Raw genomic sequence first — 26,145 nt, forward strand, 5'->3', positions numbered from 1 at the left:
GGTACAGGGCGGCCCGAAGGGCTGGGGCCTAGCCTTCGCGCACTCGCATGAAGCGCGCGAAGCGGGGCAGTCCCTTGGCGGTGGTGCCGTTGTAGCGGTAGGTCACCCAACTGCCGATGGCGGGTGGGTTCTCCCGTTCGGCATCGGTCAGTCCGGTGCCAAGCTTGAAGCGCTTGCCGTCGGACGTCTCGACCACCAGTGCGCCGAGCCGGGCACTGTGCTTGCCTTTGCCGGGCACGTGCTCGATCACGCGGGCCTCGGCGTCCTCATAGGGTTTGACCTTCAGCAGGTCGCTGTTGCGCTCGCCACGGTACAGGGAGCTGCCGCGGTGGAGCATCAACCCCTCTCCGCCCATCTTGACCGTCTTGTCGAGCAGCGCCTGCAGTTCTGCATGTGTGGTCGCGCGCTGCTGCGGCACCGGCACCACCCAGGGGGCGTCGGTGATGGGAAGCAGCTTGCGCAGCGCGGCCAGCCGCGTCGTGAAGTCGCCGCCCTGGGCGGGCAGGTCGAAGACCATGAAGCGCATCTCGTGCCATGCGATGTCGTTGGGTGTCTGGCTGCGCACTGTCGACACCGCATGGGCGAAGCGGCCGCGTCCAGCCCACAGCTCGCCGTCGAGCGGCTGCCTGGGCAGCGGGGCGGTGAACCATGCGGGCGCCATGATCCGCTCGCCGCCGCGCGTCCAGAGCTGCTTGCCGTCCCAGTAGCCGCGCACGCCGTCGTACTTCTCGCTGACCCAGTAGTCGTTCAGCGACATGCCGGGGCGATAGACGTCGGCCAGCATCAGCGAGGGCGCTGCCTCGCGCGCGAACGCGGAGGGCGCGGCGATCACGCCGAAAGCGGCAAGCAGCAAAGAGCGTCGATTCAGCACGATGTGTGAAATGGGTTGCGCAGCACGGCCGTTTGGCAGCCGTGCCGGGGTTTGGCGCAGGACTACTCGGCCATCCCGCCGACGACGTTGCTGAAGCCGCCGTCCACATAGGTGATCTCGGCGGTCACGCCGCTGGCCAGGTCGCTCAGGAGGAAGGCGGCCACGTTGCCGACTTCCTCGATGGTCACGTTGCGGCGGATCGGCGAGGCGTCGGCCACGGCCGCCAGCATCTTGCCGAAGCCCTTGATGCCGCTGGCCGCCAACGTCTTGATGGGGCCCGCGCTGATGCCGTTGACGCGCATGCCCTTCGGGCCGAGCGAGGCGGCCGTGTAGCGCACCGAGGCTTCGAGTGAGGCCTTGGCCAAGCCCATGGTGTTGTAGTTGGGCAGCGCGCGCTCGGCGCCCAGGTAGGTCAGCGTGAGCAGGGACGACTTGTCGTTGAGGTAGGGCAGGGCCGACTTGGCCATGGCCGGAAAGCTGTAGGCGCTGATGTCGTGCGCGATCTTGAAGCCTTCGCGCGAGAGCCCGTCGAGGAAGTCGCCCGCGATGGACTCGCGCGGCGCGAAGCCGATGCTGTGCACGAAGCCGTCGAACTTCGGCCAGGCCTGTGCGAGGTCGGCGAAGAGCTTGTCGATCTGCGCGTCGTCGCCCACGTCGCAATCGAAAATCAGCTTCGAGCCGAAGTCTGCGGCATATTCGGTGATACGGTCCTTGAATCGCTCGCCGACATAGCTGAAGGCGAGCTCCGCGCCCTGCTCATGGCAGGCCTTGGCAATGCCATATGCAATGGAGCGATTGCTCAACACGCCGGTGATCAACAGTTTTTTGCCGGAAAGAAAGCCCATGAAGTTGCCTCGTGAAAATCTTGGGCAGAATTCTCGCATGCGGTTTCTCCGGGTCTGGTGGTTGATGGTGTGTGCGGTTCCCGCGTGGGCCGCGCATGGATATGCGCTCTGGGACGACCTGAAGTACGCCCCAGGCTTCAAGGCCTTCGACTACGTCAACGTGGACGCCCCGAAAGGCGGCGAGTTGCGGCTGGTGAGCAACCAGCGCTACTCGACTTTCGACAAGTACAACCCTTTCACCATCAAGGGGGCACCGCCGGCCTACCTCGACAGCATGCTGTTCGAGTCTCTGTTGGCCGGTTCGATGGACGAAACCGGGTCGGGCTACGGCCTGCTGGCCGAGGACGTCGCGGTAGCCTCCGACCGCCGCAGCGTCACCTTCCGCCTGCGACCCGAGGCGAAATTCCACAATGGCATGCCGGTCGAGGCGGCCGACGTGAAGCACAGCTACGACACGCTCATCGGCCCTTTCACCTCGCCAGGCTACAAGACGCTGCTGCAGGAAGTCGACGGTGCCGACGTGCTGGATGCGCGCACCATCCGTTTTCGCTTCAAGACGGTCAACCGCGAGTTGCCGCTGATCGTGGGCAGCCTGCCCATCTTCAGCCGTGCCTGGGGTGTAGAGAACGGCAAGCCCAAGCCCTTCGACCAAGTCGTGATGGATATTCCCATCGGTAGCGGCGCCTACAAGATCGGCCCTGTGCGCTTCGGCAAGGACATCACCTACGTGCGCGACCCCGGCTACTGGGGCCGCGAGCTGGCCGTGAACCGTGGCTTGCACAATTTCGACCGGATCACTGTCAAGATCTACAAGGACAACACGGCCCGGCTCGAAGCCCTGAAGGCGGGCGAGTTCGACATGATGAGTTTCTACTCGGCCGGCGACTGGGCGCGGCGGGTGAACGGCAAGCGCTTCACCACGGGTGAGCTCGTCAAGCACGAGTTCCCGCACAAGAAACCGGCGGGTTTTCAGAGCTTCGTGCTCAACAGCCGCCGCGACAGGCTGAGTGACCCGCGCGTGCGCGAGGCGCTGGGCCTGGCGCTCGACTACGAGTGGATGAACCGGCAGATGTTCTACAACGGCTATCCGCGCGTGAAGGACCTGTTTGGAAATACGGATTGCGAGGCGCAGGGCTTGCCGTCGCCCGAGGAGAAGGCGCTGCTCGAACGTTGGCGCGGCAAAATCCCCGACGCGAGCTTTGGTCCAATGTTCACGCCGCCCATCACCGAGGGCGAGGGCCAGTCGCTGCGCAACAACCTGCGCCGCGCGCGCGACCTGCTCAAGCAGGCCGGCTGGGAATACCGCGACGGCGCCTTGCGCAACGCCAAGGGCGAGGCCATGACGTTGGAATACCTCGACAGCAAGGAAGGCGGCGTGCGAACCGTGTCGCCTTGGATCCGCAACCTCGAGAAGCTCGGCATCACCCTGAACTTCGCGACCGTCGACTTCGCTCTCTACCAGGAGCGCCTCGACCGCTTCGACTTCGATATCACGACCATCAATTTCCCGGGCACGAACAACCCCGGGCAGCAGTTGCTCGAGATCTTCGGCAGCAAGGCGGCCAAGACGGAGAGCTCGGGCAACTACATGGGCGTGTCGACGCCGGCGGTCGATGCCTTGCTCAAGGACATCGTCGATGCCGACACCAAGGCCGACCTGATACCCGCGTGCCGTGCGCTCGACCGCGTGATCATGCACAGCCATTACCTGATTCCCCAATGGACGCTGAACTCGCACCGCATCGTCTATGACGACTGGCGGCTTGCGTTCAAATCGCCCATGCCGCCGTACGCCAACGGCGAGGACTGGGTCATGGGCACATGGTGGGCCAAGCCGGCGCGCCAGAAATAGAAGAGAGGAAACAGACCGTGCTCTCCTATGTCCTCAAGCGTCTGCTGCTGTTCATCCCGACCCTCCTCGGCGTGCTGCTGGTGACTTTCCTCGTGATCCAGTTCGTGCCCGGCGGCCCGGTGGAACAGTACCTGGCTGAAGCCAAGACGGTGGGGCGGGGCGGCGGTGGCGGCGGCTTCGAGTCCGGCGGTGGCAGCTATCGCGGCAACCAGGGCGTCGACCCGAAGCGGCTCGAGCAGATCAAGGCGCTGTATGGCTTCGACAAGCCGCCGCACGAACGGCTGTTTCTGATGCTAGGCCAGTTCGCGCGCTTCGATCTGGGCAAGAGCTTCTTCCAGAACAAGGACGTCTGGACGCTGATCCTCGAGAAACTGCCCGTCTCGATCAGCCTGGGCCTCTGGACCTTCTTCATCAGTTATGGCGTGGCGGTGCCGCTGGGTGTCGCGAAGGCGGTAAAGGCGGGAACGCGCTTCGACCTGATCAGCACGCTGATTGTGCTCATCGGCTATGCCATCCCGGGCTTCGTTCTGGGTGTGGCGCTGCTGGTAGTGTTCGGCGGGCAGTTGCAGTGGTTCCCGCTGCGAGGCCTGACCTCGGCCAACTGGGACGACCTGGGCTGGGGCGCGCGCATCGTCGACTATCTCTGGCACATCACGCTGCCTGTCACGGCGATGGTGCTCGGCAGCTTCGCGGTGACGGCCATGCTCACCAAGAACGCCTTCCTCGAGGAAATCCGCAAGCAGTACGTGTTGACGGCGCGGGCCAAGGGGCTGGGCGAGAAGCAGGTGCTCTGGAAGCATGTGTTCCGCAATGCGCTGATTCCGATCATCACGGGGCTGCCTTCGGCGTTCATCGGTGCGTTCTTCGCCGGCTCGCTGCTGATTGAGACGCTGTTCTCGCTAGACGGCCTGGGTTTGCTGGGCTACGAGAGCGTGATCCGGCGCGACTATCCCGTCGTACTCGGCACCCTCTATCTCTTCACGCTGATCGGCCTGGTGACCAAGTTGATTTCCGATCTTTGCTATGTTTGGGTGGACCCGCGTGTCAAATTCGACTGAGGGCGTTGTGCCCATGAGTGCGGCCGGTGGCACGGAGACGAAGGCAACGCCGGTGGCCACAACGGCCCACCTCTCGCCTGGTCGTCGTGCGTGGATGCGTTTCAAGCGTGACCGCCTCGGCTTCTGGAGCTTGGGGGTCTTCGCGACGCTAGTGGTGCTGAGCCTGTTCGCCGAGGTGCTGTCGACGGACAAGCCGCTTGTCCTGCGCTATGAAGGGCACACATATTTCCCGGTGCTGCGCGACTACTCCGAGAAGACTTTCGGCGGTGACTTCGAAACGCCAACCGACTACCTTGACCCCTTCATTCGCGAGCGCATCACGAAGGGCGACAACTGGGCGATCTACGCACCCAATCCCTACGGCCCCAAAACGCTCAACTACTTCGCCAAGTCGCCGAGCCCGGCTGCCCCGACGGCCGACAATCTGCTCGGCACTGATGACCGTGGCCGCGACTTGCTGGCGCAACTGATCTATGGCTTCCGCGTGAGCGTGCTGTTCGGCCTGGCGCTCACCGCCATCGGCACGGTGCTGGGCGTGGTCGCCGGTGCCGTGCAGGGTTACTTCGCCGGCAAGACCGACCTCGCGTTCCAGCGCTTCATCGAAATCTGGGGCTCCATGCCGGAGTTGTACCTGCTGATCATCTTCAGCGCGATCTTCGCTCCCAGCGTGGCACTGCTGCTCATCCTGCTGAGCCTGTTCGGCTGGATGGGCTTGGCCGACTACGTGCGCGCGGAGTTCCTGCGCAACCGCCAGATGGACTACGTGCGTGCCGCGCGCGCTCTTGGCGTAGGCAACCTGCAGATCATGTGGCGCCACATCCTGCCCAACAGCATGGTGCCGGTCGTCACTTTCCTGCCGTTTCGCATGAGCGCGGCCATCCTGGCGCTGACCTCGCTCGACTTCCTGGGCTTGGGCGTACCGCCGGGCACGCCGTCACTCGGCGAGCTGCTCAGCCAGGGCAAGGCCAACATCGATGCCTGGTGGATCTCGATATCGACCTTCGGCGTGCTCGTCGTCACCCTGATGCTGCTGACATTCATGGGCGACGCGCTGCGCGACGCACTCGATCCGCGCAAGGCCGACAAATGACGAACGATCCGCAACTCAAGCAGGCCCTGCTGGACGTGAAAGGCCTGCGTGTCGCGTTCGGCGGCAAGGAGGTCGTGCACGGCATCGACTTCCAGATGGCCGCCGGCGAAAAGCTCGCGCTGGTCGGCGAGTCGGGCTCGGGCAAGACGGTCACGGCGCTGTCGCTGCTGCGGCTGGTGCAGAACGCCGATGTCACCGGCGTCGCGAGGCTCTTCGGTGGCGCAGCGCCGCAGAGCGTGCGCGACCTGCTGTCGATTCCGGAGCGCCAACTGCGCGGCATCCGCGGCAAGGAGATCGCGATGATCTTCCAGGAGCCGATGACCGCGCTGAATGCGCTCTACAGCGTCGGCGACCAGATCGCCGAGGTGCTCGAACTACATGAGGGTCTGTCGGCTCGCGCCGCGCAGGCGGCCGCCGTCCAGTTGCTGGCCGATACCGGTATTCCCGAGCCGGCGCGGCGGGCGAGGGCGTTTCCGCACCAACTCTCGGGCGGCCAGCGCCAGCGCGCGATGATCGCGATGGCGCTCGCCTGCAAGCCGCGCCTGCTGCTGGCCGACGAACCGACCACCGCGCTCGACGTCACGGTGCGCGCGCAGATCCTGGAGCTGCTGGCCGACCTGCAGCGCAAGTACGGCATGGCCGTGCTGCTCATCACGCACGACCTGAACCTGGTGCGCCGTTTCGCCGACCGCGTGGTGGTCATGGAAAACGGCCACGTCGTCGAGCATGGCGCCGTGGCGCCGGTGTTCGATGCCCCGCAGCATCCCTATACGCGCAAGCTGATCGACAGCCATCCGCAGCGCAATGTGGCGGCCGTTGCCGCGCGTGCCGACGCATCGCCCGTGATCGAGGCGAAGGCCTTGCGCGTGATCTACCCCGTGCCGAGGCCCGGCATCGCCGGCTGGTTCCGGAAGGGCGAGTTCGTGGCGGTGCAGGGCGCGGATTTCCGCATCGTGCCGGGCGAGACGCTGGGCGTGGTGGGCGAATCGGGTTCAGGCAAGTCGACGCTTGCGCTGGCGGCGCTGGGGCTTTTGAAGCACCAGGGTGCACTGGAGGTCGCGGGCAAGAGCTGGGCGGTCGATCGCGCCTCCGATCTCGGCTTGCGCCGCGTCATGCAGGTGGTGTTCCAGGACCCGTTCTCGTCGCTGTCGCCGCGCATGACGGTGGAGCAGATCGTGGGCGAGGGGTTGCGCGTGCATGCACCCGAACTCGACGTCGGAGCGCGCCGCGCCCGCGCGCTCGCCGCACTGGCCGACGTCGGGCTGACGGAGGCCCAGTTCCCCTCGCTGCTCGATCGCTATCCGCACGAGTTCTCGGGCGGACAACGGCAGCGCCTCGCGATCGCCCGTGCGCTGATCGTCGATCCGCAACTGCTGGTGCTCGACGAGCCGACCAGCGCGCTCGACGTGACGATCCAGAAGCAGGTGCTGAGCCTGCTTCAGCGCCTGCAGCGCGAGCGCGGGCTGAGCTACCTGCTGATCACGCACGACGTCGAGGTAATCCGTGCCATGGCGCACCACGTCATCGTGATGAAGGACGGTGCCATTCTCGAAACCGGGCCGGTCGAGCGAGTGCTCGACGCGCCCGATCACCCGTACACAAAAAAGCTGGTAGCCGCCGCGCTGCTGGAATAAACGGAGATTGCAGTAAATGTCGGAAACCGGACGCGACCGGCGCGGCGCCTGGCGCGCGGCGCTGGCCTGCATGGTCACCCTTGCGGTGGCGATGGGCCTGGGGCGCTTCGCCTTCACGCCCATGCTGCCCATCATGCTGCACGAGGGAAAGCTGGAGCTGGCGGCGGGCGGGGTGCTGGCGTCGCTCAACTACCTGGGCTACTTCCTCGGCGCGCTGAGCTGCGCAGCCATCGGCATCAGGGCTTCGAGCATGGTGCGCGGCGGATTGGCGGCCACGGCGGCCCTGCTGATCGGCATGGGGTTGCTGCACAGCTTCACGAGCTGGGGCGTGTTGCGGACGGCGGCGGGCGTGATGAGCGCCTGGGTGTTTGTCTTTGCCTCGGGCTGGGGGTTGCGCCGCCTGTCGGAAACGAATGCGCCAACGCTGGCCGGGGTGATCTACACCGGACCGGGCATCGGCATCGCCATGACCGGCCTGCTCGGCGGGGTGCTGGGGCGCTGGGGTTCCGAGGCGGGGTGGATCGGCCTGGGCGTCCTGGCAATCGTGCTGGTCGCGGTGATCTGGCGGGTTTTCGACGACGGCGAGCGGGCACCGGTCGGCGGCGGGGCCGCGCCGGCGCCTGTTGCCCCGGCCCGCGCAGCCGGATCGGCGGCTGACCGCAGCGACGCGATCTGGCTGGTTGCGCTCTACGGCCTGGCCGGTTTTGGCTACATCATCACCGCCACCTTCCTGCCGGTGATCGCCCGGCAGGCGCTGCCGGGGTCGCCCTGGCCCGATTTCTTCTGGCCGCTGTTCGGGCTGGCCATCATTCCGGGGGCGTTGATCGGAGCCCGCGCGCCAACGCATTGGGACAACCGGTTGCTGCTGGCTGGCGCCTACGCGCTGCAGGCGCTGGGTGTCGTTCTGTCGGTGGCGTGGCCGAGCATCGCCGGGTTCGCGCTCGGCAGCCTGCTGTTGGGCATGCCGTTCACCGCCATCACGCTTTTCGCCATGCGGGATGCCCGTCGTCTGCGAGGCAATGCGGCGGCCGGGTTGATCGGCTACGCAACGGCTTCCTATGGGGTGGGGCAGATCATCGGGCCGCTGTTTGCGGCGCCGCTGGCCCAGCGGACGGGGTCTTTTCAGCTGCCGCTGCTCGTCGCGGCGGCGGCACTGGCACTCGGTGCGGTCCTGTTTGCGTTGGTTTGGTCTAAATCGCGTCGCGCAATAGCCGATTGAGGGGCAAAGCCCCTTCATATATTGCACAAATAGCATATAATTCGAGGCTCACGACCAAACGGGCGGGTACCAACCGCCCGTTTTTTTTGGTCTATGCATTCTGGGCTGAGCATTCATGGCTGAGCTCATGGCGATTTGGCATCCGTGGCGGGCGGGTGGCATGAACCCAGTTATTCAAAAGGCGCATTCGAACACGTGGCATTGCAGCAAATAGTGGAACAAACTGTGGCCGGTCTCGGCTATGACCTGGTCGAGATCGAGCGCTCGGCCGGGGGATTGCTGCGCGTGACGATTGATTTGCCCTGGACGGCCCCCACCTCCGAAGCTGTGGCTGCCGGTGTGCCCGAGCCCTTCGTGACGGTCGAGGACTGCGAGAAGGTGACGCGCCAATTGCAATTCGCGCTTGAGGTCGATGGTGTCGATTACAAGCGGCTCGAGGTGTCCTCGCCGGGTATTGACCGTCCGCTGCGCAATGAGCAGGATTTCGAGCGTTTCGTGGGCGAGGTGATCGACATCACGCTCAAGGCGCCCATGGGCGCGGCAGCGGCGGGCCAGGTGTCGGCCAACCGCAAGAAGTTTCGCGGCACGCTGGAGCGGATCGCACAGGTAGAGGGTGCCGCTGGCGCCCAGGGCTGGCAAATCGTCTGGAGCGATGCGCCGGAGCCCAAGCCAGGTCAAAAAGTGAGCAAGAAGCGCGCGCCCGCAACGCTGCAGGCGCTGGGCTTCGTGCTGGACGAGCTGCGCGACGCGCGGCTCGCGCCCATTGTGGATTTCAAGGGCCGCAAGGCCAAAACCCAACCGGGTTTTTCGGATATTGACGACGGAACGCAGGTTCCGGACTGACCAGAGGAGTGGTGGCATGAATCGCGAAATGTTGATGTTGGTGGATGCGATCTCGCGCGAGAAGAACGTCGAACGTGACGTCGTCTTCGGCGCGGTCGAATCCGCACTGGCGCAAGCCACCAAGAAGCTCCATCAGGGCGACGTGGACATCCGCGTCGCGGTCGATCGCGACAGCGGCGACTACGAGACCTTCCGCCGTTGGCATGTCGTGCCCGACGAGGCCGGCCTGCAGCTGCCCGACCAGGAAATCCTCCTGTTCGAAGCCAAGGAGGAAATGTCGGACATCGAAGTCGGCGAGTACATCGAGGAAGCGGTGGACTCGGTGCCGATCGGCCGCATCGGCGCCATGGCCGCCAAGCAGGTCATCCTGCAGAAGATCCGCGACGCCGAGCGCGAGATGCTGCTCAACGACTTCATGTCGCGCGGCGACAAGATCTTCGTGGGCACCGTCAAGCGCCTGGACAAGGGCGACATCATCGTCGAGGCCGGCCGCGTCGAAGGCCGCCTGCGCCGCAGCGAGATGATCGCCAAGGAAAACCTGCGCAATGGCGACCGCGTGCGCGCCATGATCATGGAAGTCGACCTGACGCTGCGCGGCGCGCCCATCATTCTTTCGCGCTCGGCTCCCGAGTTCATGATCGAGCTGTTCCGCCAGGAAGTGCCCGAGATCGAACAAGGCCTGCTCGAAATCAAGAGCTGTGCCCGCGACCCCGGTTCGCGCGCCAAGATCGCCGTGCTCTCGCACGACAAGCGTGTCGACCCGATCGGCACCTGCGTCGGTGTGCGCGGCACGCGCGTCAACGCCGTGACCAACGAGCTCGCCGGCGAGCGCGTGGACATCGTGCTGTGGAGCGAAGATCCGGCCCAGTTCGTGATCGGTGCGCTGGCCCCGGCCAACGTGTCGTCCATCGTGGTGGACGAAGAAAAGCACGCCATGGACGTGGTGGTCGACGAGGAAAACCTCGCGATCGCCATCGGCCGCGGTGGCCAGAACGTGCGCCTGGCTTCCGACCTCACCGGTTGGAAGATCAACATCATGGACGCCAACGAGTCGGCCCAGAAGCAGGCAAGCGAAACCGACGCCAGCCGCAAGCTCTTCATGGAAAAGCTCGACGTCGACGAAGAAATTGCCGACATCCTCATTTCCGAAGGCTTCAACAGCCTCGAAGAGGTGGCCTACGTGCCGATCTCCGAAATGCTGGAGATCGAGGCCTTCGACGAAGACACCATCAATGAGCTGCGCTCGCGTGCCAAGGATGCGCTGCTGACCATGGAAATCGCCAAGGAAGAGGGTGTCGAGCCCCAATCGGCAGTGTCGCAAGACCTGCACGATCTCGAAGGCCTGGACCCCGAGCTGATTCCCAAGCTGACCGAAGCGGGTGTGAACACCCGTGACGACCTTGCCGACCTCGCGGTCGATGAACTCACCGAGATCACCGGCCAGAGCGCCGATGACGCCAAAGCCCTCATCTTGAAAGCCCGCGAACACTGGTTCGCTGGCCAAGAGTGACGGTCATGGAGGCACGAAACCAATATGTCCAGTACCACTGTCGCCGAGTTCGCGAACGAGCTCAAGAAGACTCCCGAAACCTTGCTTGACCAGCTCAAGAGCGCAGGCGTGCCCAAAGCGGCCGCCACCGATGCACTCACCGAGGCTGACAAGCAGCGCCTGCTCGGCCATCTGAAGGCCAGCCACGGCACCGTCGAGCCCGAGCGCAAGAAGATCACGCTGACCAAGAAGTCGACCAGCGAGATCAAGCAGGCCGACGCCACCGGCCGCGCCCGCACCATCCAGGTGGAGGTGCGCAAGAAGCGCACCTTCATCCAGCGCGAGGATGGTCATCCGGCCACCCCCGAACACGCGCAGCAAGCTGCCGAAGCCCCGGCAGCCCCGCCGGCCGCACCCCGCGTCGATGAAGCCGAACTGGCCCGCCGCGAGGAAGAAGCGCGCCGCCAGGCCGAGCTGATCCGCCGCCAGGAAGAAGAGCTGGCCGAAAAGCGCCGCCTGCGTGAAGAAACCGAAGCACGTGAACGCGAACAGGCTGAAAAAGCCGAACGCGCCGAACAAGCCGAGCAGGAAGCCGCACGCATCGCCGCCGAAAAGAAGGCTGCCGCCATCGCGGAAGCCGCGGCAGTGAACGCCGCCGCCAGGTCAGCCGCCGCGCCGGCCGTGGCGCCAGCGCCCGCAGCGACAGCGGCTGATGTTGCTGCCGCCGCCGCGGCGCAGCAGGCTGCCGACACCAAGCTCGCCGCGCAGACCGCTGCGATGCAGGCCAAGGAAGACGCGAAGGCCAAGGCTGCGGCCGAATCGAAGGCCCGTGCCGACGAGGAAGCTGCGCGCGCCAAGGACCTCGACGAGCGGCGCCGCAAGGCCCTCGCCGAAGCCGAAGCCATCCGCGCCATGATGAACGCACCGGCCCGCGTGCTGGTGCCGCACAAGGCGCCCGAGAAGCCGCAGCCCGAGAAGGCCGCGGTCAAGGGCACGCTGCACAAGCCGGCTGCACCTGCAGCGCGCCCCGGCGCGCCTGCCGCGCCCGGCGCTGCAGCAGCACCCGGTGCCGCCGGTGCCGGCAAGGAAGTCAAGTCCGCGAAGCTCTCGTCGAGCTGGGCTGGCGATCCCGCCAAGAAAAAGGAAATCAAGACCCGCGGCGATGCCAGCGGCGGTGTCGGTCGCGGCAATTGGCGCGGAGGCCCGCGTGGGCGTCGCGGCAACGACCGTGGCGGTCATGACGAGCAGCACGCACCGGCCGCACCGGTCGAGGCACGCGTGCTCGAAGTGCACGTGCCCGAAACCATCACCGTGGCCGAGCTCGCGCACAAGATGGCCGTCAAGGCGCAGGAAGTCATCAAGCAGCTGATGAAGCTCGGCATGATGGCGACCATCAACCAGTCGCTCGACCAGGACACCGCGATGATCATCGTGGAGGACATGGGTCACAACGCCGTGGTTGCCGCGCTGGACGATCCGGAAGCCTTCACCGACGAGGACGTGTCGGCGCAAACCGCCGAAGCCCTGCCGCGCGCACCGGTCGTGACCGTCATGGGCCACGTCGACCATGGCAAGACCTCGCTGCTCGACTACATCCGCCGCGCCAAGGTCGCCGCGGGCGAAGCCGGCGGCATCACGCAGCACATCGGCGCGTACCACGTGCAAACCGAACGCGGCATGGTGTCCTTCCTCGACACCCCGGGTCACGAGGCCTTCACGGCCATGCGTGCCCGCGGTGCGCAGGCCACCGACATCGTGATCCTGGTGGTGGCGGCCGACGACGGCGTCATGCCCCAGACCAAGGAAGCCATCAAGCACGCAAAGGCGGCAGGTGTGCCGATCGTGGTTGCGATCAACAAGATCGACAAGCCCGATGCCAGCCCGGACCGCGTGAAGCAGGAACTGGTGGCCGAAGAAGTCGTGCCCGAAGAGTACGGCGGCGACGTGCCGTTCGTGCCGGTGTCCGCCAAGACGGGCCAGGGCATCGACGACCTGCTCGAGCAGGTGCTGCTGCAGGCCGAAGTGCTGGAACTCAAGGCGCCGGTGGATGCCGCCGCCAAGGGCCTGGTCATCGAGGCCCAGCTCGACAAGGGCCGCGGCCCGGTCGCCACCGTGCTGGTTCAGTCCGGCACGCTCAAGACCGGCGACGTGGTGCTGGCTGGCTCGACCTATGGCCGCGTGCGCGCCATGCTGGACGAAGACGGCAAGTCGACCAAGGCCGCGGGCCCGTCGATCCCGGTCGAAATCCAGGGCCTGACCGAAGTGCCACAGGCTGGCGACGAGTTCATGGTGATGAGCGACGAGCGCCGTGCGCGCGAAATCGCCACCTACCGTGCCGGCAAGTTCCGCAACACCAAGCTGGCGAAGGCGCAAGCCGCGAACCTGCAGAACATGTTCACCGACCTGTCGGCCGGCGAAGTGCAGACGCTGCGCATCATCATCAAGGCCGACGTGCAGGGCTCGCAGGAAGCGCTGGCGCAATCGCTGCTCAAGCTGGCGACGGACGAGGTCAAGGTGCAGGTGGTGTACGCGGGCGTGGGTGGTATCAGCGAAAGCGACATCAACCTCGCCATCGCCTCCAAGGCGGTCGTGATCGGCTTCAACGTGCGTGCCGATGCCGGTGCGCGCAAGCTGGCCGAAGGCAACGGCGTGCAGCTGAACTACTACAGCATCATTTACGACGCCGTGGACGAGATCAAGGTCGCGATGTCGGGCATGCTGGCGCCGGAGCGCCGCGAGGAAATCATCGGCTCGGCCGAGATCCGCACGGTGTTCGTGGCCTCGAAGATCGGTACGGTCGCGGGTTCGTACATCACCTCGGGCTCGGTCAACCGCAGTGCGCATTTCCGCCTGCTGCGCGACAACGTGGTGGTCTACACCGGCGAAGTCGACTCGATCAAGCGCATGAAGGACGATGTGCGCGAAGTCCGCGAAGGTTTTGAGTGCGGTATCAAGCTCAAGAACTACAACGACATCAAAGAAGGCGATCAGCTCGAATTCTTCGAAATCAAGGAAATCGCCCGGACGCTGTAAGCGTTCGAAGCGAGAGAGTCCATGCCGAAAAGAAAAGCCGCCGCCCCAAACCGCGCGTTCAAGGTTGCCGACCAGATCCAGCGCGATCTGACGGAGCTGATCGCGCGCGAGTTGAAGGACCCGCGCGTGGGCATGGTCACGATCCAGGCGGTCGAGGTCACGCCGGACTATGCGCACGCGAAGGTCTTCTTCAGCCTGCTCACGGGCGACGTGGACGAGACCACCGAAGCGCTGAACCAGGCCGCGGGATTCCTGCGCAATGGCCTGTTCAAGCGCCTGCATATCCACACCGTGCCCACGCTGCACTTCCTGTTCGACCGCACCACCGAGCGTGCGGCCGACATGAACGCGCTTATCGCGCAGGCCGTCGCTTCGCGCTCGAAAGACGACTAGCCATGAACGCGCCACGCACAAGGGTGCAGCGGCGCCCTGTGCATGGGGTGTTGTTGCTCGACAAGCCGCTGGGACTCTCCAGCAACCAGGCCTTGCAGAAGGCCAAGTGGTTGCTGCGCGCCGAAAAGGCGGGCCATACCGGCACGCTCGATCCGCTCGCCACGGGAGTCCTGCCGCTGTGCTTTGGCGCGGCCACCAAATTCAGCCAACTTCACCTTGATGCCGACAAGACCTACGAGGCCACGGCCCGTCTTGGCGTCAAGACCGCGACCGGCGATGCCGAAGGCGACGTGATCGCCGAGCGGCCTGTGCACGTCACGTCGGAAGACCTGGCGCGCGTGGAAGCGCAGTTCACAGGCTCGATCCGCCAGGTGCCCCCGATGCACAGCGCGCTCAAGAAAGACGGCAAGGCCCTGTACGAGTACGCCCGCGAAGGCATCGAAGTCGAGCGCGCGCCGCGCGACGTGGTGATCCACAAGCTCGAACTCGCCGCCATCGATGACAACACGATCCGCATCCTTGCCGCCGTCAGCAAGGGCACCTACATCCGCACCCTCGGCGAAGACATCGGCGAGGCGCTGGGCTGCGGTGCGCACCTGACCTCGCTGCGCCGCATCGCCACGGGCGGTTTCGTCGAAGCCCAGTGCATCACGCTCGAGGCGCTTGAAGCCATGGACGAGGAGGAGCGTCTGGCACAGCTCCTGCCTGCCGAAACCTTGGTGGACGGCCACAGCCGCGTCACGCTCGGCGCGGAAGATTCGGCACGTTTTCTCTCGGGCCTGCGCCGCCGTGGCAGTTGGGCCGATGCGAGCGAGGTGGCCGTGTTCGGCACCGATCCACCTGCCTTCCTCGGCACGGCCCACGTCACGGCCGGCGAACTGATACCGGGGCGCTTGCTGAACCCCATCGAAATCCAGCAAATTCTTTTGAACGCACAACAGACCGAAGCGACACCATGAGTACCAAGCAAATCCGCAATATCGCCATCATTGCCCACGTTGACCATGGCAAGACCACGATGGTTGACCAGTTGCTGCGCCAGTCGGGCACCTTCGCCGAGCACGAAAAAGTGGTCGACACGGTGATGGACAACAACGCCATCGAAAAGGAACGTGGCATCACGATCCTGGCCAAGAACTGCGCCGTGACCTGGGAAGGCACGCACATTAACATCGTCGACACCCCGGGCCACGCGGACTTCGGCGGTGAAGTGGAACGCGCGCTGTCGATGGTCGACGGCGTGGTGCTGCTGATCGACGCGCAGGAAGGTCCGATGCCGCAGACGCGCTTCGTGACCAAGAAGGCGCTGGCCCTGGGCCTGAAGCCCATCCTCGTGGTGAACAAGGTCGACAAGCCCGGCGCGAACCCTGACAAGGTGGTCAATGCCGCCTTCGACCTGTTCGACAAGCTCGGCGCAACCGACGAGCAGCTGGATTTCCCCGTGGTGTACGCCTCGGGCATCAACGGCTGGTCGTCGCTGGAAGAAGGCGCACAGGGCGAGCAGTGGGGCCCCGACATGTCGGCCCTGTTCAACACCATTCTGAAGCACGTGCCGTCGCAAAAGGGCGACCCCGCTGCGCCACTGCAACTGCAGATTTCCGCGCTCGACTTCTCGACCTTCGTCGGCCGCATCGGCGTGGGCCGCATCAGCCAGGGCACGCTGAAGCCGATGGCCGACGTGATCGTGATGGAAGGTCCGGACGGCAAGGCCGTGAAGGGCCGCGTCAACCAGGTGCTGACCTTCCAGGGCCTGGACCGCGTGCAGGCGACCGAAGCCGGCCCCGGCGAGATCGTGCTGATCAACGGCATCGCCGACATCGGCATCGGCGTTACCGTGACCGACGCTGCCAACCCGGCGCCGCTGCCGATGCTCAAGGTCGACGAACCGACCCTGACCATGAATTTCTGCGTCAACACCAGCCCGCTGGCTGGCCGCGAAGGCAAGTACGTCACCAGCCGCCAGATCTGGGACCGCCTGCAGAAGGAACTGCAGCACAACGTGGCGCTGCGCGTGAACGAGACCGACGAAGAGGGCGTCTTCGAAGTCATGGGCCGCGGCGAACTGCACCTGACCATCCTGCTGGAAAACATGCGTCGCGAAGGCTATGAAATGGCCGTGTCGAAGCCGCGCGTGGTGTTCCGCAACGTCAATGGCGAAAAGCACGAACCCATCGAGCTGGTCACGGCCGACATCGAAGAACAGCACCAGGGCGGCGTGATGCAGGCACTGGGCGAGCGCAAGGGCGAACTCGTCAACATGGAACCGGACGGCCGCGGCCGCGTGCGCCTCGAGTACCGCATTCCGGCGCGTGGCCTGATCGGCTTCACGAACGAGTTCCTGAACCTGACGCGCGGTTCGGGCCTCATCAGCAACATCTTCGACAGCTACGAGCCGCACAAGGGCGAGATCGGCAGCCGCAAGAACGGCGTGCTGATCTCCATGGACGACGGTGAAATCTTCACCTACGCCCTGGGCAAGCTCGACGATCGCGGCCGCATGTTCGTGAAGGCGAACGACCCGGTGTACGAAGGCATGATCGTCGGCATCCACAGCCGCGACAACGACCTGGTGGTGAACGCCACGCGCACCAAGCAGCTGACGAACTTCCGCGTCTCGGGCAAGGAAGACGCGATCAAGATCACGCCTCCGATCGAACTCACGCTCGAATACGGCGTGGAATTCATCGAGGACGACGAGCTGGTCGAAATCACGCCCAAGAGCGTGCGCCTGCGCAAGCGCTACCTGAAGGAACACGAGCGCAAGCGCGCAGGCCGCGACACGTCGCAGGGCTGATCGCTTTCGGATTGCAGCCCCCTTCATGCGCCTGACGCACGGCAGCGCTGTCTGGCTGATGGCCGTCGTGACCCTGATGTGGGGCACGGCGGGCGTCGTCACGCGGCACCTCGCGCAGGCGCACAGTTTCGAGATCACCTTCTGGCGCAGCTTCTTCACGATGCTGGCGCTGCTGGTGATCTTGCCGCTTTGGCGGGGGCGCGCGGTGTTCTCGCAGTTGCGTCATGCCGGGCGCGAACTCTGGATTTCCGGCGTGTGCTGGGCCGTGATGTTCACGGCCTTCATGGTCGCGCTCACGCTGGCTTCGACGGCCAGCGTGCTCGTCACGATGTCGCTCGGGCCGCTGTTCACTGCGCTGGCTGCGCGCTTTTTCATCGGGCATCGGCTGCCCGCGCGCACCTGGCTGGCCATCGTGGTCGCGGGGGCCGGCATCGGCTGGATGTACGGCACGCAACTGCTGCAGGGTGGCGGCGCTTCACTGGCCGGCACGCTCGTTGCGCTGTGCGTGCCTTTGGCCGGCGCGACCAACTGGACCGTGGTTCAGCACGCGCAAGCCAAGGGTCACAGGATCGACCTGGTACCTGCCGTGCTGATTGGTGCGGTGCTCTCGGCGCTGTTCACGTTGCCCTTCGCCTGGCCCTTCAGGGCCGATGCGCATGATCTCGGGCTGCTGGCTTTCCTGGGCGTGTTCCAGCTCGCCATTCCCTGTGTGCTCTCGGTGCTGTGCGCCCAGGTGCTGAAGGCGCCTGAGGTCGCGTTGCTGGCCTTGCTGGAGGTGATCTTCGGGATCGCGCTGGCCTGGATCGGCGCGGGAGAGCGGCCTGCAGCGAGCGTGCTGACCGGCGGGGTGCTGGTCATCGGCGCGCTGGTGTTCAACGAACTGCTGGCATTGCGCGGGCGGCGCACCACGATCTCTGACATCGCGGTGCCGGGCGCCCACTGAGGAACCGGTTCTGCCGCGTGCGGCGCGGGCCTCCACACCGCGAAAACCAGAAAAAAACGCCGGCAGATGCCGGCGTTCTTGCGTCAGATCCGCAGGGGATCAGGGACGGGCGACCTTCCAGGCGCCGTTCAGGACGCCGTCGCCGGTCTTGTCGCCGGGCTTGGCATCCTTCGACCAGTAGTACAGCGGCCAGCCCTTGTAGGCCCACTGGCGCTTGCCGTCTTCGCGAATGATGATGGTGTAGCCGCCGATGGGCTTGGCGGCGTCGGCCACGCCGAGCGCGGGCCAGTTGGTGGCGCACTGGGCGTTGCAGGCGGAGGTGCCGGAGCCCGCGGTGTCCTTGGCGAAGGTGTACAGCGTCATCCCGTTCGGTCCGACCAGCACGCCGTCAGCGGTGCGGGTGGGCGTGTCGGGCGCGCTGGCGGTCTTGTTGGACATGCCGCCGCAGCCGGCGAGCAGGGCCGCCGCGAGGATCGAGGCGCTGAGCAATTTCATGCAGTTTCTCCTTCAGTTGAAAAATCGCGACAACGAGCTTGGTGACAGGCCAGGCGAGATGATTGCGCGAGCCGGCAGTTTATGCGGTCGGCACGACAAATTGCGGTAGGCCGGGGTCGCGAGTTCGAGCAAAAGGGCGGTGCGGCCACCTGCCGGAGATGGCGCCTGCGGGAAAAGACTCAGCGGCTGCGGTTCTTCATCGCGCGCTCGACCTCGCGCTTGCCTTCGCGGTCCTTGATGGTGTCGCGCTTGTCGTGCTCGGCCTTGCCTTTGGCGAGGGCGATCTCGCACTTCACCTTGCCGGCTTTCCAGTGCAGGTTGAGCGGCACCAGCGTGTAGCCTTTTTGCTCGACCTTGCCTATCAGGCGACGGATTTCGTCCTTCTTCAGCAGCAGCTTCTTGGTGCGGACCGAATCGGGATTGACGTGGGTGGATGCACTCTTGAGCGGGTTGATCTGGCAGCCGACGACGAACAGTTCGCCGTTGCGGATCACCACGTAGCCGTCGGTGAGCTGCACCTTGCCTTCGCGCAGCGATTTGACTTCCCAGCCTTCGAGGACCATGCCGGCCTCGAAGCGCTCTTCGAAGAAATAGTTGTACGCGGCCTTCTTGTTGTCGGCGATGCGGGAGGAGGTATCTTGTTTCTTTGTGGCCATGACTCGGGAATGTGGGGGCTGCATGGCTTCAATACAATCCGTCGCGCACGCTGTGCCGATTCTATGAAAACAGTCAACAAGTCCGTCCTCATCTGGTACAGCGCCGAAGAGATGTATGCGCTCGTCACCGATGTGGCGAGGTATCCGCAGTTTCTTCCGTGGTGCGACAAGGCCCGCATTCTCGAGGAGGACGAGGCCGGCATGACGGCCGAAGTCGGTCTGGCATTCGCCGGTTTGCACCAGAGCTTCACGACCCGCAACTCGCACGTGCCGGGGCGCGAGGTGCAGCTGAAGCTGGTCGACGGGCCATTCTCCAACCTCGATGGCAAGTGGAAGTTCGTGCCTGTGGGCGAGCAAGGCGAGCGCGCCTGCCGCGTTGAGCTGCACATGAGCTACGGCTTCAGCAACTTCGCCCTGCAGGCACTGGTGGGGCCGGTGTTCGACACCATCGCCTCCAGCCTGGTCGAGGCGTTCGTCAAGCGCGCCGAGCAGGTCTACGGCTCGTCCTGATGATCATCGAGGTCACGCTGAGCTGCTCGCCGGCGGCGCGCGAGGTGTTCGAGCAGGTCCTGCAGCTCGCGCCCGGCACGACGCTGGCCGATGCGGTCCGGGCCAGCGATCTTTCCCTGCGCTTTCCGGATCTGGATTGGCGACACGCCATGACCCCGGGCATCTGGGGCAGGGCGGTCGAGTGGGAGCAGGCCTTGAAGGACGGCGACCGCATCGAGCTGTGCCGTCCCCTCAAGGTAGACCCCAAGGTGGCGCGCCGGCAGCGGTTCCAGCGTCAGGGTGCTCGGGGCACAGGCCTGTTTGCGAATCGCCGCAAGGGCGGCAAAGCCGGCTACTGAGCGCCGGTTACTTGCAGTCGCTGTTGATGACCGTCTGAAGGCGCTTCTGCTCGGCGGCGCGCGCAGCGTCGTCCATGATCTCGCGCTCGCCCTGCGCATTGACCTTGGCAATGCGGATGCCGCTGTCGACCGTGGCCTTGCCCTGGCGCGCGAGCGCGCAGTTGTCGGCCTTGGCCTTCGCAACCTTGGCTTCTTCCGCAGCCCGCTTGGCCTCTTCCTCGGCCTCGGCTTTCTTGGTCTTTTCCTCGAGTTCCTTGTCGACGCCGGTGGGCTTCGGCGTGCCCGCCGTCTTGGCAGGTGCACCAGCCTCCGCGGCCGCGCCTTCGGCGGGCGGTGCATCGACGTTGGGATTCGCGCGCGACACCGGCGGAGGACCCACGCGGCGCAGGATGTTCTTCTCCGGCACATCGGGCGGTGGCGCCTGATCGCTGAAGACCTTCTTGCCGTTCTTGTCGACCCATTGCCATTGCGCGCTCGCCGACAGCGGCAGCGCAACGACACATCCCAGTACCAGCCAGTGCACGAATTTCATCCCTGAAGTTTAGCCGGGCCTTACTTTTTGCAACATGCGGGGTGGGTGGTTTTGCAACGCTTCGAAAAAGCCCGGCCCGGCAAACGGGTCGGGGGCCTCGTTACAATCCGTCTTTTGGAGCTTCACCCATGCGCCTTCTCGGCAAAGCGCTCACCTTCGACGACGTGTTGTTGGTGCCAGCGTTCTCCCAGGTCCTGCCCAAGGACACCTCTCTCGCCACCAAATTCTCCCGCAACATCACGTTGAACCTGCCGCTCGTCTCGGCGGCCATGGACACCGTGACTGAAGCCCGCCTCGCGATCGCCATCGCGCAGGAGGGGGGTATCGGGATCGTGCACAAGAACCTCACCGCGCAACAGCAGGCCGCCGAAGTGGCCCGCGTGAAGCGCTACGAGTCGGGCGTGCTGCGCGACCCGGTGGTGATCACGCCGACGCACTCGGTGCGCCAGGTGATGGCGCTGTCCGACCAGCTCGGCATCTCGGGCTTCCCGGTGGTCGACGCCGGCAAGGTGGTTGGCATTGTCACGGGACGCGACCTGCGCTTCGAGAACCGCTACGACGTGCCCGTCAGCGAAATCATGACGCAGCGCGACCGGCTCATCACCGTGCCCGACGGCACCACGCTGGCCGAGGCCAAGGCGCTGCTGAACAAGCACAAGCTCGAGCGCCTGCTGGTCATCAACGGCGACTGGGAGCTCAAGGGCCTGATCACCGTCAAGGACATCACCAAGCAGACCAGCTTCCCCAACGCCGCACGCGACGCCAACGGCCGCCTGCGCGTGGGCGCGGCGGTCGGTGTGGGTGACGGCACCGAAGAGCGCGTCGAAGCCCTCGTGAAGGCCGGCGTCGACGCCATCGTGGTCGACACCGCCCACGGCCACAGCGCCGGCGTGATCGAGCGCGTGCGATGGGTCAAGAAGAACTATCCGCAGGTCGACGTCATCGGCGGCAACATCGCCACCGGCGATGCCGCGCGCGCACTGGCCGACGCCGGCGCCGACGCGGTGAAGGTCGGAATTGGCCCTGGCTCCATCTGCACCACCCGCATCGTGGCCGGCGTGGGCGTGCCGCAGATCATGGCGGTCGACAGCGTCGCCACCGCGCTGCAAGGCACGGGCATTCCGCTGATCTCCGATGGCGGCGTGCGCTACTCGGGCGACATCGCCAAGGCCATCGCGGCCGGCGCCAGCACCGTGATGATGGGCAGCATGTTCGCCGGTACCGAAGAGGCGCCGGGCGAAATCGTGCTGTACCAGGGCCGCAGCTACAAAAGCTACCGAGGCATGGGCTCCATCGGCGCGATGCAGCAGGGCAGTGCCGACCGGTATTTCCAGGAATCGACCACCGGCAATCCGAACACCGACAAGCTCGTGCCCGAGGGCATCGAAGGCCGCGTGCCCTACAAGGGCTCGATCGTCTCCATCGTCTACCAGATGGCCGGCGGCGTGCGTGCCAGCATGGGCTACTGCGGCTGCGCCACCATCGCCGACATGCAGAACAAGGCCGAGTTCGTCGAGATCACCACGGCCGGCATCCGTGAGAGCCACGTCCACGACGTGCAGATCACGAAGGAAGCGCCGAACTACCGCGCTGAATAGTCTGGCCCCCACGCTCCCCCACTGCGTGTGGGTCGCTGCCCCCCGAGGGGGCCGCAGGCCGCCTTGGGGCGGCCCGGCGCCGGCCTGAAGCCCATTCTGGCCAGACCTTGAAAGTCGGGCCAGACTTAGTTTAGAATTTGGGCCAGATTCAGATTTTCTGGCCCAAATGCAATCCATCGGCATCGCTGAAGCCAAGAACAACTTCTCGGCCCTGATCGACTCGGTCGAAAGGGGCGAGGAGGTTCGCATCACCCGCCACGGCAAGGAAGTCGTGCGCATGCTGCCGGTGCGCCGCAAGCCGGTCATCACCGACGAGCAGATCGAGCGCGAACTCGGGCAGATCGACGCGCTGCACGCCGCCATCCAGCCGGGTCTGCCACTGCGCGTGCTGCTCGACGAAGGGCGCCAATCGTGACAGCCTTCGTCATGGACGCCTCGGTTACCTCCGCCTGGCTGCTGCCCGACATGGCCAGCGAACACACCCGCAAGCTCTACGCCGCCATCCGCCGCGACGAGGTCGAGCCGCAGGCGCCCAATGCCTGGCAATGGGAGTGCGCCAACATCCTCGCCAACGGCGTGCGCAGCGGCCGCATTCCGACGTCGGCAGTCGAAGGGCTGTGGAGTGTGCTCGACGCCATTCGCCACCGCGTCGAACTGCATGAGCTCGCTCCCGCGCAGCACAAGGCCGTGCTCGCCGTGGCCATCGACGTTGGCGTGTCGCTCTACGACGCCGGCTACCTCTGGCTCGCCAAGTCGCTCAATCTCCCGCTCGCCACCTTCGACGAGCACCTCATCCAGGCAGCGCCCAAGGCGGGCGTGAAGCTGTTCGACATTTCAACGCTCTGAGTCCCAACGCCCATGCAACACGACAAGATCCTCATCCTCGACTTCGGCTCGCAAGTCACGCAACTCATTGCACGCCGCGTGCGCGAAGCCCACGTGCTGAGCGAGGTGCACCCCTGCGACGTCACCGACGAATGGGTGCGCGAATACGCGGCCGACGGTCACCTCAAGGGCGTGATCCTGTCGGGCAGCCATGCCAGCGTGTACGAAGAAACCACCGACAAGTGCCCGCAAGCCGTGTTCGACCTCGGGGTGCCCGTGTTCGGCATCTGCTACGGCATGCAGACCATGGCGCATCAGCTCGGCGGCAAGGTCGAAGGCGGCCACAAGCGCGAGTTCGGCTTCGCGGCTGTGCGTGCCCATGGCCACACCGCGCTGCTGAAGGACATCTCGGACTTCACCACGCCCGAAGGCCACGGCATGCTCAACGTGTGGATGAGCCACGGCGACAAGGTCACCGAACTGCCTCCGGGCTTCAAGCTCATGGCCAGCACCGACAGCTGCCCCATCGCCGGCATGGCCGACGAGGCGCGCCGCTACTACGCGCTGCAGTTCCACCCCGAAGTGACGCACACGGTTCAGGGCAAGGCGATCATCGAGCGCTTCGTGCTCGGCATCTGCGAAGCGAAGCCCGACTGGGTCATGCGCGATCACATCGCTGAAGCGGTGCAGAAGATCCGCGAACAGGTGGGCGATGAAGAAGTCATCCTAGGCCTCTCAGGCGGCGTCGATTCGAGCGTGGCCGCCGCGCTGATCCACCGCGCCATCGGCGACCAGCTCACCTGCGTGTTCGTCGACCATGGCCTGCTGCGCTTGAACGAAGGCGACATGGTCATGGAGATGTTCGAAGGCAAGCTGCATGCGAAGGTGATTCGCGTGGATGCCAGCGACCTGTTCCTCGGCAAGCTCGCCGGCGTGAGCGACCCCGAAGCCAAGCGCAAGATCATCGGCGGCGAGTTCGTCACCGTGTTCAAGCAGGAAGCCGCCAAGCTCAAGGCCGGCGACGGCGGCCACAAGGGCGCGACCTTCCTGGCCCAAGGCACGATCTACCCCGACGTCATCGAGTCGGGCGGCGCCAAGAGCAAGAAGGCCGTCACCATCAAGAGCCACCACAACGTGGGCGGCCTGCCCGAGCAGTTGGGCCTGAAGCTGCTCGAGCCGCTGCGCGACCTGTTCAAGGACGAAGTGCGCGAACTCGGCGTGGCGCTCGGCCTGCCGCCCGAGATGGTGTATCGCCATCCGTTCCCCGGCCCCGGCCTGGGCGTGCGAATCCTCGGTGAAGTGAAGAAGGAATACGCCGACCTGCTGCGCCGCGCCGACGCGATCTTCATCGAGGAACTGCGCAACTTCACGGACGAAAGCGGCAAGACCTGGTACGACCTCACGAGCCAGGCCTTTACGGTGTTCCTGCCAGTGAAGAGCGTGGGCGTGATGGGCGATGGCCGCACCTACGACTACGTCGTCGCATTGCGCGCCGTGCAAACCAGCGACTTCATGACCGCCGACTGGGCGGAGCTGCCTTATGCGCTGCTCAAGAAGGTGTCGGGGCGGATCATCAACGAGGTGCGCGGGATCAACCGCGTGACGTACGACGTGTCGAGCAAGCCGCCGGCGACGATCGAGTGGGAGTGAGGAACGCAAGTTGAGCGGTATTCGAACGGTCATCCACTCGAGTGCGTGACCGTTTCGCCGGCCACCGCCACGCCCGGCAGCATCGCGACCGCCGGATCTCGCGTTCAGTTCGGAAAGCGAAGCTCGAAGCGAATTGTTCCGGTCGGGGAGCACGAGACACGCGCCTCCCCGCGATGGATTCCCATGATGGCCTTGACGATCGCCAATCCCAACCCGCTGGACTCGGCTGGACGGTCATGCGTCGCGTCGGCGCGATAGAAGCGGTCGAACAGTCGCTCGAGTTGCTCAGGTGGAATGGGGATGCCGTCGTTTTCGACAGCGATCGTCGAACCGGATTCGTGCTGCGTACCGATCAGGCGCACAGTCGTGTTGATGGTGCTGTAGCGAAGCGCGTTGACGACCAAATTGTGAATGGCTCTGCGCGCCAGCGGCGCGTTGGCCAGCACGGAGCCGCTCGCCTGTACCGAGAACTGCAAACCGGCTTCTTCTGCAGGCCCTTCGAAATAGTCGGCGATTCCCCGCAGTTCGTCAGCCATCGCAAGCGGCACGCGCTCGATGTCGAGCGCGGCATGATCGGCCCTGGCCAGGAACAGGATGTTGTCCACGATCAGGCTCAGGCGGTTCATCTCCTCGAGGTTCGAATCCAACACTTGCTGGTACTCGGTTGGGCTGCGCACGCGGTTGAGCGCGACTTGGGTCTGCCCGATCATCGCTCCCACCGGCGTGCGAATTTCATGCGCGAGGTCAGCCGAAAACTGGGACAACCGGTCGTAACCCTGGGAGATGCGGTCGAGCATCGCGTTGAACACGGCCACCATTTCCCTTAGTTCTCGCGGGGCGTCCTGTTCCGGAAAACGAATGGCGAGGTTGATCGGGTGTATTTGCGCTGCCTGTTCCGACACACGACGCAGAGGACGGAGTCCATGGCGCAGCGCCACGTAGACCAGCAGCACAGACGCGACTATCGACATCAGCGTGCTTCGGATGACCTGAAATCGACTCTCGCCGATCATCCGCATCTCGCTCTCGAGGGGATGCCCGGCCACCACCTCCACCAGTTCTCCGTCTTGTCCCGAGCGGGCGAGGCCCGCCACCCAATGCATCCGAGGATGGTCGGTCGTCCGCAGCACGTCCTGCGCCACCATCTGTCGGCCAACAGGCGCAAGCATCACGGCAGCGGGCACCTCCACGCGATCCGGATTCACCTCGACGAAAGGAGTCTCTCCAGCGCGGCGCAGTATGAGTACGTCGGTGGTCCCACCCCGGAGGGCTTCGAAGAGCAGAGATCGATCGCGCAGGTCTTGCATCGTGCGCGCGTCACCAACGAGCCGGCGGAAATGCTCGGCACGCCCAATGAGCTGGTCGTCGGCATGCGCAGTGATGGCGGTTCGCGCGAAGAAAAAGAAGTAGCCACCGAGCATGCTCGTCATCGAGAGTGCGATCAAGCCGCACAGCAGCGTCACCCGCATCGCGAGCG

Annotated in this window: 24 protein-coding genes; 18 read left to right on the forward strand and 6 right to left on the reverse strand. The window is 65.2% G+C overall.

Annotated elements, in window-relative coordinates; genetic code table 11:
• Positions 1–28: 28 nt before the first annotated feature.
• Both ASD05_RS21030 and fabI read right to left on the reverse strand, forming a co-directional pair.
• On the reverse strand, positions 29–871 hold the full coding sequence (locus tag ASD05_RS21030; protein ID WP_056596638.1) for a DNA ligase: 843 nt from the start codon (positions 869–871) through the stop codon (positions 29–31).
• 62 nt (positions 872–933) lie between these two features.
• On the reverse strand, positions 934–1,716 hold the full coding sequence (fabI, locus tag ASD05_RS21035; RefSeq protein WP_056596641.1) for an enoyl-ACP reductase FabI: 783 nt from the start codon (positions 1,714–1,716) through the stop codon (positions 934–936).
• Positions 1,717–1,753: 37 nt separating this feature from the next.
• On the opposite strand from fabI, the gene ASD05_RS21040 reads away from it, so the two are divergent.
• The 12 genes from ASD05_RS21040 to ASD05_RS21095 all read left to right on the forward strand — a co-directional run bounded on the left by ASD05_RS21040 (position 1,754) and on the right by ASD05_RS21095 (position 18,064).
• Positions 1,754–3,568 carry an extracellular solute-binding protein gene (locus ASD05_RS21040; RefSeq protein ID WP_056596643.1) on the forward strand — a complete coding sequence of 605 codons (1,815 nt, stop codon included), beginning with the start codon at positions 1,754–1,756 and terminating at the stop codon, positions 3,566–3,568.
• Between the two features lie 17 nt (positions 3,569–3,585).
• Complete coding sequence (locus tag ASD05_RS21045; protein ID WP_056597900.1) at positions 3,586–4,626, forward strand: microcin C ABC transporter permease YejB; 1,041 nt, start codon at positions 3,586–3,588, stop codon at positions 4,624–4,626.
• A gap of 13 nt (positions 4,627–4,639) precedes the next feature.
• Positions 4,640–5,716, forward strand: coding sequence for an ABC transporter permease (locus tag ASD05_RS21050; RefSeq protein WP_056596646.1), 1,077 nt, complete (start codon positions 4,640–4,642; stop codon positions 5,714–5,716).
• Positions 5,713–7,350: an ABC transporter ATP-binding protein gene (locus ASD05_RS21055; protein ID WP_056596648.1), complete on the forward strand. Its 1,638-nt coding sequence runs from the start codon at positions 5,713–5,715 to the stop codon at positions 7,348–7,350. Before ASD05_RS21050 ends, ASD05_RS21055 begins: the two co-directional genes overlap by 4 nt.
• A 16-nt stretch (positions 7,351–7,366) precedes the next feature.
• Positions 7,367–8,569 (forward strand): YbfB/YjiJ family MFS transporter, encoded by a 1,203-nt coding sequence (locus tag ASD05_RS21060; RefSeq protein WP_056596650.1) that lies wholly within the window; start codon positions 7,367–7,369, stop codon positions 8,567–8,569.
• 195 nt (positions 8,570–8,764) lie between these two features.
• Positions 8,765–9,412, forward strand: a complete 648-nt coding sequence (rimP, locus tag ASD05_RS21065) for a ribosome maturation factor RimP (RefSeq protein ID WP_056596653.1) — start codon at positions 8,765–8,767, stop codon at positions 9,410–9,412.
• Positions 9,413–9,428: 16 nt separating this feature from the next.
• On the forward strand, positions 9,429–10,922 hold the full coding sequence (nusA, locus tag ASD05_RS21070; RefSeq protein WP_056596656.1) for a transcription termination factor NusA: 1,494 nt from the start codon (positions 9,429–9,431) through the stop codon (positions 10,920–10,922).
• Between the two features lie 24 nt (positions 10,923–10,946).
• A complete protein-coding gene (gene infB / locus ASD05_RS21075; RefSeq protein WP_056596659.1) occupies positions 10,947–13,934 on the forward strand; it encodes a translation initiation factor IF-2 in 2,988 nt (995 codons plus the stop codon).
• A gap of 21 nt (positions 13,935–13,955) precedes the next feature.
• Positions 13,956–14,327 carry a 30S ribosome-binding factor RbfA gene (gene rbfA / locus ASD05_RS21080; RefSeq protein ID WP_007832256.1) on the forward strand — a complete coding sequence of 124 codons (372 nt, stop codon included), beginning with the start codon at positions 13,956–13,958 and terminating at the stop codon, positions 14,325–14,327.
• 2 nt (positions 14,328–14,329) lie between these two features.
• Positions 14,330–15,286: a tRNA pseudouridine(55) synthase TruB gene (gene truB / locus ASD05_RS21085; RefSeq protein WP_056596661.1), complete on the forward strand. Its 957-nt coding sequence runs from the start codon at positions 14,330–14,332 to the stop codon at positions 15,284–15,286.
• On the forward strand, positions 15,283–17,121 hold the full coding sequence (gene typA, locus ASD05_RS21090) for a translational GTPase TypA (protein WP_056596664.1): 1,839 nt from the start codon (positions 15,283–15,285) through the stop codon (positions 17,119–17,121). Before truB ends, typA begins: the two co-directional genes overlap by 4 nt.
• Before the next feature lie 25 nt (positions 17,122–17,146).
• Positions 17,147–18,064, forward strand: coding sequence for a DMT family transporter (locus tag ASD05_RS21095; protein ID WP_056596667.1), 918 nt, complete (start codon positions 17,147–17,149; stop codon positions 18,062–18,064).
• A 99-nt stretch (positions 18,065–18,163) separates the two neighbouring features.
• Here the strand turns inward: ASD05_RS21095 and ASD05_RS21100 are convergent, their stop codons facing one another.
• Both ASD05_RS21100 and smpB read right to left on the reverse strand, forming a co-directional pair.
• Complete coding sequence (locus ASD05_RS21100) at positions 18,164–18,559, reverse strand: ATP-binding protein (protein ID WP_056596670.1); 396 nt, start codon at positions 18,557–18,559, stop codon at positions 18,164–18,166.
• Positions 18,560–18,738: 179 nt separating this feature from the next.
• On the reverse strand, positions 18,739–19,215 hold the full coding sequence (gene smpB, locus ASD05_RS21105) for an SsrA-binding protein SmpB (RefSeq protein ID WP_007832247.1): 477 nt from the start codon (positions 19,213–19,215) through the stop codon (positions 18,739–18,741).
• Positions 19,216–19,278: 63 nt separating this feature from the next.
• Here smpB and ASD05_RS21110 point away from each other — a divergent pair, with 63 nt between their 5' ends.
• Together ASD05_RS21110 and ASD05_RS21115 are read left to right on the forward strand one after the other, a co-directional pair.
• Entirely contained in the window at positions 19,279–19,725 is a 447-nt protein-coding gene (locus ASD05_RS21110) for a type II toxin-antitoxin system RatA family toxin (protein WP_056596673.1), read from the forward strand.
• Positions 19,725–20,063, forward strand: coding sequence for an RnfH family protein (locus ASD05_RS21115; RefSeq protein WP_056596676.1), 339 nt, complete (start codon positions 19,725–19,727; stop codon positions 20,061–20,063). Before ASD05_RS21110 ends, ASD05_RS21115 begins: the two co-directional genes overlap by 1 nt.
• Positions 20,064–20,070: 7 nt before the next feature.
• On the opposite strand, the gene ASD05_RS21120 is transcribed toward ASD05_RS21115, so the two are convergent.
• On the reverse strand, positions 20,071–20,595 hold the full coding sequence (locus tag ASD05_RS21120; protein ID WP_056596679.1) for a DUF4124 domain-containing protein: 525 nt from the start codon (positions 20,593–20,595) through the stop codon (positions 20,071–20,073).
• 128 nt (positions 20,596–20,723) lie between these two features.
• Between ASD05_RS21120 and guaB the strand changes: the two genes are divergently transcribed.
• The 4 genes from guaB (at position 20,724) to guaA (ending at position 24,668) form a co-directional block, all read left to right on the forward strand.
• Positions 20,724–22,193 carry an IMP dehydrogenase gene (gene guaB / locus ASD05_RS21125; protein WP_007832241.1) on the forward strand — a complete coding sequence of 490 codons (1,470 nt, stop codon included), beginning with the start codon at positions 20,724–20,726 and terminating at the stop codon, positions 22,191–22,193.
• A 166-nt stretch (positions 22,194–22,359) separates the two neighbouring features.
• Positions 22,360–22,608, forward strand: a complete 249-nt coding sequence (locus ASD05_RS21130; protein WP_056596682.1) for a type II toxin-antitoxin system Phd/YefM family antitoxin — start codon at positions 22,360–22,362, stop codon at positions 22,606–22,608.
• An 11-nt stretch (positions 22,609–22,619) separates the two neighbouring features.
• The gene (locus ASD05_RS21135) at positions 22,620–23,039 is read left to right on the forward strand and encodes a type II toxin-antitoxin system VapC family toxin (protein ID WP_056596685.1); all 420 of its coding nucleotides are present in this window, start codon (positions 22,620–22,622) and stop codon (positions 23,037–23,039) included.
• A gap of 12 nt (positions 23,040–23,051) precedes the next feature.
• Complete coding sequence (guaA, locus tag ASD05_RS21140; protein ID WP_056596688.1) at positions 23,052–24,668, forward strand: glutamine-hydrolyzing GMP synthase; 1,617 nt, start codon at positions 23,052–23,054, stop codon at positions 24,666–24,668.
• 104 nt (positions 24,669–24,772) lie between these two features.
• Here the strand turns inward: guaA and ASD05_RS21145 are convergent, their stop codons facing one another.
• The gene (locus ASD05_RS21145; RefSeq protein ID WP_056596690.1) at positions 24,773–26,137 is read right to left on the reverse strand and encodes a heavy metal sensor histidine kinase; all 1,365 of its coding nucleotides are present in this window, start codon (positions 26,135–26,137) and stop codon (positions 24,773–24,775) included.
• Positions 26,138–26,145 lie beyond the last annotated feature (8 nt).

The organism is Variovorax sp. Root434 (genome assembly GCF_001426595.1).
Classification (GTDB): domain Bacteria; phylum Pseudomonadota; class Gammaproteobacteria; order Burkholderiales; family Burkholderiaceae_C; genus Variovorax.

Bases quoted from the DNA above. Each gene is read 5' to 3' on its own strand.
- fabI (WP_056596641.1), bottom strand. From the start codon at position 1,716: ATGGGCTTTCTTTCCGGCAAAAAACTGTTGATCACCGGCGTGTTGAGC.
- ASD05_RS21040 (WP_056596643.1), top strand. From the start codon at position 1,754: ATGCGGTTTCTCCGGGTCTGGTGGTTGATGGTGTGTGCGGTTCCCGCG.
- ASD05_RS21050 (WP_056596646.1), top strand. From the start codon at position 4,640: ATGAGTGCGGCCGGTGGCACGGAGACGAAGGCAACGCCGGTGGCCACA.
- ASD05_RS21055 (WP_056596648.1), top strand. From the start codon at position 5,713: ATGACGAACGATCCGCAACTCAAGCAGGCCCTGCTGGACGTGAAAGGC.
- ASD05_RS21060 (WP_056596650.1), top strand. From the start codon at position 7,367: ATGTCGGAAACCGGACGCGACCGGCGCGGCGCCTGGCGCGCGGCGCTG.
- nusA (WP_056596656.1), top strand. From the start codon at position 9,429: ATGAATCGCGAAATGTTGATGTTGGTGGATGCGATCTCGCGCGAGAAG.
- infB (WP_056596659.1), top strand. From the start codon at position 10,947: ATGTCCAGTACCACTGTCGCCGAGTTCGCGAACGAGCTCAAGAAGACT.
- rbfA (WP_007832256.1), top strand. From the start codon at position 13,956: ATGCCGAAAAGAAAAGCCGCCGCCCCAAACCGCGCGTTCAAGGTTGCC.
- truB (WP_056596661.1), top strand. From the start codon at position 14,330: ATGAACGCGCCACGCACAAGGGTGCAGCGGCGCCCTGTGCATGGGGTG.
- typA (WP_056596664.1), top strand. From the start codon at position 15,283: ATGAGTACCAAGCAAATCCGCAATATCGCCATCATTGCCCACGTTGAC.
- ASD05_RS21095 (WP_056596667.1), top strand. From the start codon at position 17,147: ATGCGCCTGACGCACGGCAGCGCTGTCTGGCTGATGGCCGTCGTGACC.
- ASD05_RS21100 (WP_056596670.1), bottom strand. From the start codon at position 18,559: ATGAAATTGCTCAGCGCCTCGATCCTCGCGGCGGCCCTGCTCGCCGGC.
- smpB (WP_007832247.1), bottom strand. From the start codon at position 19,215: ATGGCCACAAAGAAACAAGATACCTCCTCCCGCATCGCCGACAACAAG.
- ASD05_RS21110 (WP_056596673.1), top strand. From the start codon at position 19,279: ATGAAAACAGTCAACAAGTCCGTCCTCATCTGGTACAGCGCCGAAGAG.
- ASD05_RS21115 (WP_056596676.1), top strand. From the start codon at position 19,725: ATGATCATCGAGGTCACGCTGAGCTGCTCGCCGGCGGCGCGCGAGGTG.
- ASD05_RS21120 (WP_056596679.1), bottom strand. From the start codon at position 20,595: ATGAAATTCGTGCACTGGCTGGTACTGGGATGTGTCGTTGCGCTGCCG.
- guaB (WP_007832241.1), top strand. From the start codon at position 20,724: ATGCGCCTTCTCGGCAAAGCGCTCACCTTCGACGACGTGTTGTTGGTG.
- ASD05_RS21130 (WP_056596682.1), top strand. From the start codon at position 22,360: ATGCAATCCATCGGCATCGCTGAAGCCAAGAACAACTTCTCGGCCCTG.
- ASD05_RS21135 (WP_056596685.1), top strand. From the start codon at position 22,620: ATGGACGCCTCGGTTACCTCCGCCTGGCTGCTGCCCGACATGGCCAGC.
- guaA (WP_056596688.1), top strand. From the start codon at position 23,052: ATGCAACACGACAAGATCCTCATCCTCGACTTCGGCTCGCAAGTCACG.
- ASD05_RS21145 (WP_056596690.1), bottom strand. From the start codon at position 26,137: ATGCGGGTGACGCTGCTGTGCGGCTTGATCGCACTCTCGATGACGAGC.